Source organism: Corynebacterium tuberculostearicum (genome assembly GCF_016894265.1).
In the GTDB taxonomy this organism is placed as follows: Bacteria; Actinomycetota; Actinomycetes; order Mycobacteriales; family Mycobacteriaceae; genus Corynebacterium; species Corynebacterium tuberculostearicum_D.
This window is the reverse complement of record NZ_CP069791.1, coordinates 2238438-2250581: the sequence shown is the minus strand read 5'-3', so window position 1 is coordinate 2250581 and position 12144 is coordinate 2238438. Positions and strand designations below refer to the sequence as shown.

General features: G+C 53.6%; 7 protein-coding genes and 3 rRNA genes. 7 read left to right on the top strand and 3 right to left on the bottom strand.

Annotation, left to right across the window (positions count from 1 at the left end; all coding sequences use genetic code 11):
• Positions 1 to 429: 429 nt before the first annotated feature.
• The 5 genes from I6J28_RS10750 (at position 430) to I6J28_RS10730 (ending at position 6985) form a co-directional block, all read left to right on the top strand.
• Positions 430 to 1947, top strand: a 16S ribosomal RNA gene (locus tag I6J28_RS10750).
• 453 nt (positions 1948 to 2400) lie between these two features.
• Positions 2401 to 5468 (top strand): 23S ribosomal RNA (locus tag I6J28_RS10745).
• Positions 5469 to 5592: 124 nt separating this feature from the next.
• Positions 5593 to 5710, top strand: a 5S ribosomal RNA gene (gene rrf, locus I6J28_RS10740).
• The 16S, 23S and 5S rRNA genes sit together here, the layout of an rRNA operon.
• Positions 5711 to 5804: 94 nt before the next feature.
• Positions 5805 to 6032, top strand: a complete 228-nt coding sequence (locus tag I6J28_RS10735; RefSeq protein ID WP_150851690.1) for a tRNA 2-thiouridine-synthesizing protein — start codon at positions 5805 to 5807, stop codon at positions 6030 to 6032.
• Entirely contained in the window at positions 6032 to 6985 is a 954-nt protein-coding gene (locus I6J28_RS10730; RefSeq protein ID WP_239454601.1) for a hypothetical protein, read from the top strand. The genes I6J28_RS10735 and I6J28_RS10730 overlap by 1 nt, the downstream gene beginning before the upstream one ends.
• Here the strand turns inward: I6J28_RS10730 and I6J28_RS10725 are convergent.
• Complete coding sequence (locus I6J28_RS10725) at positions 6936 to 8279, bottom strand: IS256 family transposase (protein WP_204608743.1); 1344 nt, start codon at positions 8277 to 8279, stop codon at positions 6936 to 6938. The two genes, I6J28_RS10730 and I6J28_RS10725, sit on opposite strands and share 50 nt — an antisense overlap.
• An 89-nt stretch (positions 8280 to 8368) precedes the next feature.
• On the opposite strand from I6J28_RS10725, the gene I6J28_RS10720 reads away from it, so the two are divergent.
• Both I6J28_RS10720 and I6J28_RS10715 read left to right on the top strand, forming a co-directional pair.
• Complete coding sequence (locus I6J28_RS10720) at positions 8369 to 8608, top strand: hypothetical protein (RefSeq protein ID WP_239454600.1); 240 nt, start codon at positions 8369 to 8371, stop codon at positions 8606 to 8608.
• A gap of 183 nt (positions 8609 to 8791) precedes the next feature.
• On the top strand, positions 8792 to 9328 hold the full coding sequence (locus I6J28_RS10715; protein WP_239454599.1) for a hypothetical protein: 537 nt from the start codon (positions 8792 to 8794) through the stop codon (positions 9326 to 9328).
• Between the two features lie 3 nt (positions 9329 to 9331).
• Here the strand turns inward: I6J28_RS10715 and I6J28_RS10710 are convergent.
• Both I6J28_RS10710 and I6J28_RS10705 read right to left on the bottom strand, forming a co-directional pair.
• Positions 9332 to 10539 (bottom strand): IS3 family transposase gene (locus I6J28_RS10710; protein WP_204611458.1). Its coding sequence is split into 2 segments (ribosomal slippage): positions 9332 to 10287 and positions 10287 to 10539, totalling 1209 coding nucleotides; the frame shifts between segments, so codons are not numbered across the junction.
• A gap of 33 nt (positions 10540 to 10572) precedes the next feature.
• Positions 10573 to 11916 (bottom strand): IS256 family transposase, encoded by a 1344-nt coding sequence (locus I6J28_RS10705; RefSeq protein ID WP_204609860.1) that lies wholly within the window; start codon positions 11914 to 11916, stop codon positions 10573 to 10575.
• Between the last annotated feature and the right edge of the window lie 228 nt (positions 11917 to 12144).

Below are 12144 nucleotides of genomic sequence, written 5' to 3'. Positions count from 1 at the left end.
AAGTTTGTACGAGCCGCCAACGAGAGGTTAACGGTAGGTTAATTTTTGTGGTGTGCGGATGATGTTTGAGAACTCAATAGTGTGCCAATGTACTTTTTATTTTTTGTGTGCATGGTTGTGTGTTGATTGGTTTGTCTGCCAATAGGCCTAGTGGTTTGTTGGTTGGTGTGTGCCGGTTGGGTATGTGGAACGCGTACTTATTTGAATGCTGTTTGGTGTTTCGGCTGCATTGAGATGGATTGGTTGGCATGTGATTGTGTTCAACTTTTTTGGTTTCCTTATTTTTGACCCCGTCGGGTTGAGGGAACTTATTTTTTCTTTGTAGTAATTTTTGGACGCCAGCACAGGCTTTTGTGGTTTGTGGTGGTTTGTTCTTTTGTTGGGTTTCGGGCTTTTCACGGCCTGTTTCGGATGTTGTTCTGAAATTTTTTTGTGGAGAGTTTGATCCTGGCTCAGGACGAACGCTGGCGGCGTGCTTAACACATGCAAGTCGAACGGAAAGGCCCTGCTTGCAGGGTACTCGAGTGGCGAACGGGTGAGTAACACGTGGGTGATCTGCCCTGCACTTCGGGATAAGCCTGGGAAACTGGGTCTAATACCGGATAGGAGCCATTTTTAGTGTGATGGTTGGAAAGTTTTTTCGGTGTAGGATGAGCTCGCGGCCTATCAGCTTGTTGGTGGGGTAATGGCCTACCAAGGCGGCGACGGGTAGCCGGCCTGAGAGGGTGGACGGCCACATTGGGACTGAGATACGGCCCAGACTCCTACGGGAGGCAGCAGTGGGGAATATTGCACAATGGGCGCAAGCCTGATGCAGCGACGCCGCGTGGGGGATGACGGCCTTCGGGTTGTAAACTCCTTTCGCTAGGGACGAAGCTTTTTGTGACGGTACCTAGATAAGAAGCACCGGCTAACTACGTGCCAGCAGCCGCGGTAATACGTAGGGTGCGAGCGTTGTCCGGAATTACTGGGCGTAAAGGGCTCGTAGGTGGTTTGTCGCGTCGTCTGTGAAATTCCGGGGCTTAACTCCGGGCGTGCAGGCGATACGGGCATAACTTGAGTACTGTAGGGGTAACTGGAATTCCTGGTGTAGCGGTGAAATGCGCAGATATCAGGAGGAACACCGATGGCGAAGGCAGGTTACTGGGCAGTTACTGACGCTGAGGAGCGAAAGCATGGGTAGCGAACAGGATTAGATACCCTGGTAGTCCATGCCGTAAACGGTGGGCGCTAGGTGTGAGGGTCTTTTCACGACTTTCGTGCCGTAGCTAACGCATTAAGCGCCCCGCCTGGGGAGTACGGCCGCAAGGCTAAAACTCAAAGGAATTGACGGGGGCCCGCACAAGCGGCGGAGCATGTGGATTAATTCGATGCAACGCGAAGAACCTTACCTGGGCTTGACATACACCGGATTGGGCTAGAGATAGTCTTTCCCTTTGTGGCTGGTGTACAGGTGGTGCATGGTTGTCGTCAGCTCGTGTCGTGAGATGTTGGGTTAAGTCCCGCAACGAGCGCAACCCTTGTCTTATGTTGCCAGCATTTGGTTGGGGACTCATGAGAGACTGCCGGGGTCAACTCGGAGGAAGGTGGGGATGACGTCAAATCATCATGCCCCTTATGTCCAGGGCTTCACACATGCTACAATGGTCGGTACAACGCGCAGCGACACTGTGAGGTGGAGCGAATCGCTGAAAGCCGGCCTTAGTTCGGATTGGGGTCTGCAACTCGACCCCATGAAGTCGGAGTCGCTAGTAATCGCAGATCAGCAATGCTGCGGTGAATACGTTCCCGGGCCTTGTACACACCGCCCGTCACGTCATGAAAGTTGGTAACACCCGAAGCCGGTGGCCCAAACTTGTTAGGGAGCCGTCGAAGGTGGGATCGGCGATTGGGACGAAGTCGTAACAAGGTACCCGTACCGGAAGGTGCGGGTGGATCACCTCCTTTCTAAGGAGCTTTTATTATTCGGGTGCAGTTGCACCCTGTGGTTGGTTGAGTATGCGAGTGTCATGCTGCCAGCGTTTATTATTGAAAAATTGTCCGGGTGAAACACACACCTGATGAGGCAAGACCAAGTGTTTGAATGGCGCTTTGTGACACACGTTGTCCGTGCACAGTGAAAAATAATGTTGTTTGTATGTTGGTGCATTGTTGGGTGTCTGGGGCATTATCCCCCTTTTTTGTGCCTGACCATAAGGCTTGCTGACACTGTGTGTGTTGGTGAGGTGTGGTTGGGGTGTTGTGTGAGAACTGTATAGTGGACGCGAGCATTAAACACGCACGGATGGATTGCTTTTGTGGTTTGTTTGTGTGTGTTTGTGTGATTTCTTTTTTCTTTAATCAATTTTTTGTCAAGTTCACTTGTGTGGCCATCTGCGCTTTTTGGTGTGGGTGGTTTGTGTGTTCGTTATTAAGGGCGCATGGTGGATGCCTTGGCATGCTGAGCCGATGAAGGACGTGAAAGGCTGCGTTAAGCCTCGGGGAGTTGTCAATTAAGCGTTGATCCGAGGATGTCCGAATGGGGAAACCTGGCCCTGGTTATGTGGGGTTACCCTTCAGTGAATTCATAGCTGTTGTGGGGGTTTACGCGGGGAAGTGAAACATCTCAGTACCCGTAGGAGGAGAAAATAATAATGATTCTGCTAGTAGTGGCGAACGAACGTGGATGAGGCTAAACCGTGTGCATGTGATACCTGGTAGGGGTTGTGTGTGCGGTGTTGTGGGCCCCAATGGGCGGTGACTACCATCATCGTGCTCGTGTGTTGTTGTTAGGTGAAGTGGTTTGGAATGGCCTGCCGGAGAAGGTGAGAGTCCTGTAGTTGAAGACAATGGCATGTGGGTTGTTGGGTTGCCCGAGTAGCAGCGGGCTCGTGGAATCTGTTGTGAATCTGCCGGGACCACCCGGTAAGCCTAAATACTCAGTGTGACCGATAGTGTATGAGTACCATGAGGGAATGGTGAAAAGTACCCCGGGAGGGGAGTGAAATAGTTCCTGAAACCATGTGCTTACAATCCGTCAGAGCACCGTTTGTGTGTGATGGCGTGCCTTTTGAAGAATGAGCCTGCGAGTCAGCGGCATGTCGCGAGGTTAACCCGTGTGGGGTAGCCGTAGGGAAACCGAATCCTAATGGGGTGTAAAGTGGCATGTCCTGGACCCGAAGCGGGGTGATCTACCCATGGCCAGTGTGAAGCAGCTGTAAGAGGTTGTGGAGGCGCGAACCCACGTAGGTTGAAAACTGCGGGGATGAGCTGTGGGTAGGGGTGAAAGGCCAATCAAACTCCGTGATAGCTGGTTCTCCCCGAAATGCATTTAGGTGCAGCGTCGTATTATAGCTTGGTGGAGGTAGAGCGACTGGTTGGTTGAGCGGGACTACAATCTTAGCAATGTCAGCCAAACTCCGAATGCCACTAATTGTGTTGTACGGCAGTGAGACTGTGGGGGATAAGCTTCATAGTCGAGAGGGAAACAGCCCAGATCGCCGGTTAAGGCCCCTAAGGGTGTACTAAGTGGAAAAGGATGTGGGATCGCGAAGACAGCCAGGAGGTTGGCTTAGAAGCAGCCATCCTTGAAAGAGTGCGTAATAGCTCACTGGTCGAGTGGTTCTGCGCCGACAATTCAGTGGGGCTCAAGTACACCGCCGAAGCCGCGGCAAACATTTTTTGTTTGGGTAGGGGAGCGTCGTGCATGGGTTGAAGCGTTACCGTAAGGAGGCGTGGACTGTGTGCGAGTGAGAATGCAGGCATGAGTAACGAATTGATAGGTGAGAATCCTATCCGCCGGATGACTAAGGGTTCCTGGGTCAAGTTCGTCTTCCCAGGGTGAGTCGGGACCTAAGGCGAGGCCGACAGGCGTAGTCGATGGATAACCAGTTGATATTCTGGTACCCGTACATGCGCGCCCATGATAAAGCACTGATACTAACCACCGCGGATGCACTGCTAGTCTTCTTTGAAGATTGGTGGTGTTGATGTCGTGGGGCCTGATGTGTGGTTCAAGTGATGGGGTGACGCAGTGAGGTAGCCACGCCACTTATTGGATTGGTGGTGTAAGCGTGCAGATCGTGTGGTAGGCAAATCCGCCACACATTTGGTTGAGACGTGATGCGTAGACCCAATGGGGTTGATGGTGGTGATCCTGTACTGTCGAGAAAAGCCTCTAGCGATGTGTGTGTATGGCCCGTACCCTAAACCGACACAGGTAGTCAGGTTGAAAATACTAAGGCGTTCGGGTGAACTGTGGTTAAGGAATTCGGCAAAATGCCCCCGTAACTTCGGGAGAAGGGGGGCCCCACGGTGTGAAGGCCCAAGCGGCTGGAAGCGTTGTGGGGTCGCAGAGAATAGAGGGAAGCGACTGTTTATCAAAAACACAGGTCCATGCGAAGACGTTAAGTTGATGTATATGGACTGACGCCTGCCCGGTGCTGGAAGGTTAAGAGGACCGGTTAGTAGTCTTTGACTGCGAAGCTGAGAATTTAAGCCCCAGTAAACGGCGGTGGTAACTATAACCATCCTAAGGTAGCGAAATTCCTTGTCGGGTAAGTTCCGACCTGCACGAATGGCGTAACGACTTCTCTGCTGTCTCAACCACAGGCCCGGTGAAATTGCACTACGAGTAAAGATGCTCGTTACGCGCGGCAGGACGAAAAGACCCCGGGACCTTCACTATAGCTTGGTATTGGTGTTTGGTTCGGTTTGTGTAGGATAGGTGGGAGACAAAGAAGCTATCACGCTAGTGGTGGTGGAGTCGTTGTTGAAATACCACTCTGATCGGATTGAGCATCTAACCTTGGCCCATGATCTGGGTTGGGGACAGTGCCTGGTGGGTAGTTTAACTGGGGCGGTTGCCTCCCAAAATGTAACGGAGGCGCCCAAAGGTTCCCTCAGCCTGGTTGGCAATCAGGTGGTGAGTGTAAGTGCACAAGGGAGCTTGACTGTGAGACAGACATGTCGAGCAGGGACGAAAGTCGGGACTAGTGATCCGGCACCTACTTGTGGATGTGGTGTCGCTCAACGGATAAAAGGTACCCCGGGGATAACAGGCTGATCTTCCCCAAGAGTCCATATCGACGGGATGGTTTGGCACCTCGATGTCGGCTCGTCGCATCCTGGGGCTGGAGTAGGTCCCAAGGGTTGGGCTGTTCGCCCATTAAAGCGGCACGCGAGCTGGGTTCAGAACGTCGTGAGACAGTTCGGTCTCTATCCGCCGCGCGCGTTGAAACTTGAAGAAAGCTGTCCCTAGTACGAGAGGACCGGGACGGACGTACCTCTAGTGTGCCAGTTATCCCGCCAGGGGTATCGCTGGTTGGCTACGTACGGAAGGGATAACCGCTGAAAGCATCTAAGCGGGAAGCCTGTTTTAAGATGAGGTTTCGTTAAGGTCCCCTAAAGACGATAGGGTAGATAGGCCAGACCTGGAAGCACTGTAAGGTGTGAAGGCTACTGGTACTAATTGACCACAACAAACACCAACACACTCCGTGTATTGGCAAAACAAGAGAAGAAGAAACAGTCACTGTCGTGACCGCGTCCACTATGCAGTATCTGACACAACACCCGAAAGCACACCTAAGGGCCTGAATGCTTCGTATGTTTGTCGGTGGTCAATAGCTGCAGGGAAACGCCCGGTCCCATTCCGAACCCGGAAGCTAAGCCTGCACACGCTGATGGTACTGCAACCGGGAGGTTGTGGGAGAGTAAGTCACCGCCGACACCAAACAACAAAAACACAACAAAATACAGAAACAATAAGAAGGAGACGGCAAACCACCGTCTCCTTCTTTTTATGTTTTGCTATTCTCCTCACCATGGACCAAAAGCAAATTTCTTATGTGGCGGACCAGGTCGAGCAAGGAATTCTTGGCCTCGAAGGCGTCGATAAGCTGCTGGCTTACTTGGACAGCCTGCATCCGGATGATTTGGCCGGCGTGGATTTCCTGGTTGACCGCATGTTTGAGGAGGAGCGTAACCAAATATGGGAGCTCACGGAAACGCTGAAGGAGTTTCTCGCGGATCTAAAGGAATGCCAGAAGTAGTGCAGACGCTTGACGAAGCAACCAACACCCTTGTAAACCCCTCCGGTTTGAATCTGACTGACCCCGACGATTCACGGGCGTACGCCGACCAGGTGTGGCAGGCGGGTGTGCTTTTGAATGTGGCAATTGATGAGCCTCAACACCTGACCATCCAAGGCGTCAAGTCAATAGAGCCTTACGATATCTTCCCGGTTGCACAACGGGCGCTAGAAGAGGTTCTGCTACAGTTGCCGCTGGTTAATGATCCAGTTAGGTCCGTGATCTGGTGCGCGGGGCGCTTGGCCCAGGAACTACCTCAGGCCGCCCAATTGGCCCAGGTTGACGGTCTGCGCTTGGCCGAGTGGCTTTTGGGCGTTCTCGAGTCGCCGTATGCGGAGCAGGTTTATATCGACCCCGTACAGTACGCGCAGGCTTTAGGGTCTGAAGGCTTCAAAGAGCTGCGCGAGCGTGCGCAGGGTGAGTATGTCGGTCGTCGGTTAGCGGTGCTTTCCGGTTCTGTCGAGGAGGTATTTCGTACCCACACGGACGGATATGAGCAGCTCATTAGCGGGCTTTCGGAGATCGGCCGGTTCGACCTTGCTTACACGTACTCGGAAGAAGCGATGCGAATCCTTCCCGCTAAGGAAACGTTCAACATTGCTGGTGGTTGGGCCGCGATTACCGACGTCCATTTTCCTCACCGCAGCTCTTACGTCAATGAGCGAGTTTTCGACGCGTTTCCACGGCTTTCGACAGCGAAAGGTCTTTTTGCGGCGGTGGGGGATAGCGCAGTGGAGCACATCGAGGCTCGGCTGCGCGATAAGCCCTGGGATCTTGCAATGTTTCAGTATCAGTGCCTACGCGATCCGCAACGAGCATGGGCGACAGCCGAGCGTGTCAAGTTGTTTGTGTGTGGGGCTGGGTTTATAGGTATTTGTCGAAGCGGTCGGGGTAGGCCACGGCCATTTGGTTGATGGCTTGTTTCCAGCCGGATACTCGGGCTCCTTCCATGAGTCTGCCGGCTGTTCTTGAGACTCGTTTACCTTGCTTTGCTCTCTTGGCGGCTCGCTTGTCTTCAATATTGCAGATCATCAACCACAGCGTCTTTAGGGCTGATTCATCGTTGGTGAACTGCACCCTGTTGCGAGTAGCTTTACGCAGCTCATTGTTAAAAGATTCAATGGAGTTCGTCGTATAGATCACCTTCCTAGCTGCTGGTGGGAACTGCAGAAACGGGACAAACCGCGCCCACGCGTCCTGCCAGACCTTGACTGAGCGGGGATACTTCTCACCCAGCTCGGAAGCCTCGAATTCGGCTAAAGCAGCCCTAGCTGTGGACTCGTCTGTGGCGGTGTAGACCTTCTTCAACGCGGCTGATACAGCCCGGCGATCCCCGTAGGCTACCCACCGGTTCGCGGCACGTATCAGGTGCACGATACAGGTTTGCACCATAGAGTTCGGCCAGGTTGCCTCGACTGCTTCTGGTAGGCCTTTCAGCCCGTCACAGCAGACGATAAAGACGTCTTTGACACCACGGTTAGAAAGATTGGCGCATACCTGCGCCCAAAATGAAGCGCCTTCTTCTTTGGCAATCCACAATCCTAAAATGTGTTTGATGCCGTCAAGGTCCACACCGATTGCCATGTACGCACTCTTGTTGACTACCCGGCCGCCATCGCGGACTTTAATGCGCAGCGCGTCCAGGAAAATGACCGGGTAGAACTCATCTAGCTGGCGGTTTTGCCAGACCATAACCTCATCCAAGACGGCGTCAGTAACCGCTGAAATCGTCTCATGGGAGATATCAACCCGCATCGCCGTTGCCATGTGGTGCTGGATATCCCTGATTGTCATCCCACCGGCGTACAAGCTGACAATCATGTCATCGACATCAGTTAAACGTCTCGAGCCTTTAGGGACCATAGTTGGGATAAACGTCCCAGTCCTGTCTCTGGGGATATCCACGGTGACCGGCCCGTAGTTAGAATCCACGGTCTTTGTGTACGACCCGTTGCGGTGATTGTCTGTCCCAGCTGCAGCTTTGCCGCTCCTATCACCAGACTCGTAGCCGAGGTGGGCATCCATCTCGGCATTCAAACCCCTAGTAATCGAGGCTTGCAGCATGCCGCGAACCAGGTCATTGGCATCCGTTGTGGACGTGCCTAGGTCGTCAATCAGTTTCGCGATTTCAGGGTTAGCAAGAAGCTTCTTTTCAATCGCATCAATCTTGGCCTTATCGGCCGGATCTCGTCTCGCCACAGTAGTCATTCTGGCTTATCTCCTTATGCGGGATCGGTTCCCACACACAAACCATCAGACACTCTCCGACAGCCTCGGACGCCGGGCTCCAACGCAATGTGGCAGAACTACTTCTTCCGCACCTGCCGGACCAGACCGTTCCCGTTCTCATGCACCTCATTGAGGACAAGCTGGAAACACAAGATGCCTATGGTCGCGACCAAGCGTATGGGTTGCTCGGGAAAGTTCAGAAGGCAGCTGACCCGGCTTCATTTGAGGACCTCTTAGGTCGCCTACAGCGAAAGTTTGCTGACTGCCCTGAAATTCGCAACCAGCTTGCCGACGCCGCCCAACCCTAAACCTTTGCTTTTACCCCCGTTGCTGGTCGTGGCGCGACTCTGGGGTTCCCTGCGGATTTAGGACACCTTATTCGAACATAAACACCCCCACAAAAGGCACATGTCCACCAGTCGGGATACTATAAAGGCACTCGTTAGAAAATACATACGAACCCTGTTCTTCTCTGCTGGAGTGTCCTGCTTATGACTGCCACACTTGCCCCGCCCGAACCAGATACCACCCTCGACTACCCAGACACCCTCCTCATCGGCGACCACCCCGACACCGATCCCCTAGACGATGGTGATGTACCGGAAGCGTTCTACACCACCAACGCACCCGGCAACCACATCGGCAAAGCCGGCACCTACACACGCAAAACCACCTGGTTCCTCTACCGCGCCATCCTCCCCCAACTAGACGACGACGTCGACCAGAGCCTCACCAGCCTCGCCAAAGACCTCGGCATCTCCTACCACAAACTCCTAGGCTTCCTGCGCGCCCACTTCCGCATGCGCCAACTACCCCTCGTCACCGAAGTCCAAGGACAGCACTGGATACTCGACCTGACCAAACTGCGCATCATCGACCGCGAACTCACCCGCCTAGACAAAAACCCAGACCACCTCGAAGCCATCGACGCCGCACTCGCAGACTTCCTCACCCCCACCACACCCAACCAAACCGTCCCCACCGATGGGGTTGCCCGCAAATTGTGGACACGTAGTGGAGCTACCTAGTGGTTAGGCGGCTATTTCTTTTCTGCTGGTGGTTAGACCGATGCGGTTCTCGAAGTCGGCGGGGCTTATCATCCCGAGTGCGGAGTGCCGACGTCGGCGGTTGTAGACGACTTCAATCCAGTAGGCAACGGCCTTGCGTGCAGCATCACGGGTCGCCCAGCGCTTACGGTCGTAGAATTCGGTTTTAAGCGTCGACCAGAATGACTCGGCCATCGCGTTATCGAAGCACACGCCGGTACGCCCTACGGACTGAGCAATGCCCAGGTTGCGGCAAACTTCCCAAAGCTTCTCGCTGGTAAATTGGGTTCCGCGGTCAGCGTGAAACACTAGCCCGTCAGGCACGTCACCGCGTAGTGTATGCGCCATCCGCAGGGCCCGTTCGACCAGGTATGTATCTTGAACGCTATCCATAGCCCAGCCCAGTACCCTGCGGGAATGACCATCGCGGACTGCGCACAAGTACAACCAGCCTTCACCGGTGCGCAGGTAGGTAATATCCGACATCCATACTCGGTTGAGCTCACCAGTATCAAACATGCGCTTGACCAAGTCAGGAAGCGTGGACTTACGCTTGGCTTGAATCGTTGTCACTGGGACAAAGGCCCGCGGGGAAATCCCTTCAATGCCCATCATGCGCATCCGTTTAGCCACAGTCTTACGATTAAGCGAAATGTGGTACCGCTCGATAAGTTCTGCGGTGATCCGCGGAGCACCATAAACCTCGTCGGAGTCCGACCAAATCTGATGAATCTTACGGTCAACGTCATCGTAAAAAGCTGCACGATTATCTTCGCCGGATAGCCGCTTCTGCTGCGTATGAGACCATTTGTAGTATCCAGACCGAGACACTTTTAATAGCCGTGCCATACGTTTGATGCTGTAGTTCGCCTTCTCTCGCTGCATTAATTCGAACTTTTCTGTTCGCGTTGCTTGGCGGCGAAGAAGGCTGTCGCTTTTGACAAAAACTCGTTATCCATCTTGGCTTCCGCCAGCTCACGGCGCAGACGAGCATTCTCAGCACGAAGATCCGCCTCGCTTAGCCCGTCGGATGCTCCTCGGCGCTCACGCTCGAGTTTGACCCACCTGCCTAAAATTGTGGCTGATACGCCAATTTCCTTAGCCACATGAGCGATTGGGCGCTGCGACTCGATTACCAGGTTTGCGGCTTCACGCCGGTACTCCGGCGTGTACTTCTTGCGCTGTTGATTCAGAGCGTGTCAAGTTGTTTGTGTGTGGGGCTAGGTTTATAGGTATTTGTCGAAGCGGTCGGGGTAGGCCACGGCCATTTGGTTAATGGCTTGTTTCCAGCCGGAAACTCGGGCTCCTTCCATGAGTCTGCCGGCTGTTCTTGAGACTCGTTTGCCCTGCTTCGCCCTCTTGGCGGCTCGCTTGTCTTCAATATTGCAGATCATCAACCACAGCGTCTTCAGCGCTGATTCATCGTTGGTGAACTGCACCCTGTTACGGGTAGCTTTACGCAGTTCATTGTTGAATGATTCAATGGAGTTCGTCGTATAGATCACCTTCCTAGCTGCTGGTGGGAACTGCAAAAACGGTACGAAACGCTGCCATGCACCTCGCCAGACCTTGACTGAGCGTGGATACTTTTCTCCCAATTCAGAGGCTTCAAATTCGTCTAAGGCCGCCTTAGCTGTGGACTCGTCCGTGGCGGTGTAAATCTTTTTCAACGCGGCCGATACACCCCGGCGATCCCCATAGGCTACCCACCGGTTCGCTGCGCGAATCAGGTGCACGATACAGGTTTGCACCATAGAGTTCGGCCAGGTTGCCTCAACTGCTTCTGGTAGGCCTTTCAGCCCGTCACAGCAGACGATAAAGACGTCCTTGACACCACGGTTAGAAAGATTCGCGCATACCTGCGCCCAAAATGAAGCGCCTTCTTCTTTGGCAATCCACAATCCTAAAATGTGCTTGATACCGTCGAGATCCACGCCGATTGCCATGTACGCGGACTTGTTGACTACTCGGCCACCGTCGCGGACTTTAATGCGCAGCGCGTCCAGGAAAATGACCGGGTAGAACTCATCTAGCTGGCGGTTTTGCCAGACCATAACCTCATCCAAGACGGCGTCAGTAACCGCAGAAATCGTCTCATGGGAAACGTCAACACGCATCGCAGTTGCCATATGATGCTGGATATCCCTAATTGTCATCCCACCGGCATACAAGCTGACGATCATGTCATCGACATCAGTCAAGCGCCTAGAACCTTTAGGGACCATAGTCGGCAAGAATGTGCCAGCCCGATCCCTCGGGACATCAACGGTAACTGGCCCGTAGTTAGAATCCACGGTCTTTGGATACGACCCGTTGCGGTGATTGTCTGTCCCAGCAGCAGCTTTAGCGCTCCTGTCGCCAGACTCGTAGCCCAAATGGGCATCCATTTCAGCGTTGAGTCCCCTGGTAATCGAGGCCTGCAACATACCGCGAACCAGGTCATTGGCATCCGTTGTGGACGTGCCTAGGTCATCAATCAGTTTCGCGATTTCAGGGTTAGCAAGCAGCTTCTTTTCAATCGCATCAATCTTGGCTTTATCAGCCGGATCTCGTCGTGCCACAGTAGTCATTCTGGTCCATCTCCTCATGCAGGTTGGGAACCCACACACAAACCATCAGACACTCTCTTGATTCACAATGAACATCCTCTCCTACGGACACAAGATCCGTACAAATAGGGTGTCCACTACTTGAGGGTAACCTCACCGACGCGGACCTACGCCGCTTCATCCGCACCTTCATCGACACCCACCTGCGCCCCGAAGACAAAGAACAACAACCCGAACCACGCCTGCGCA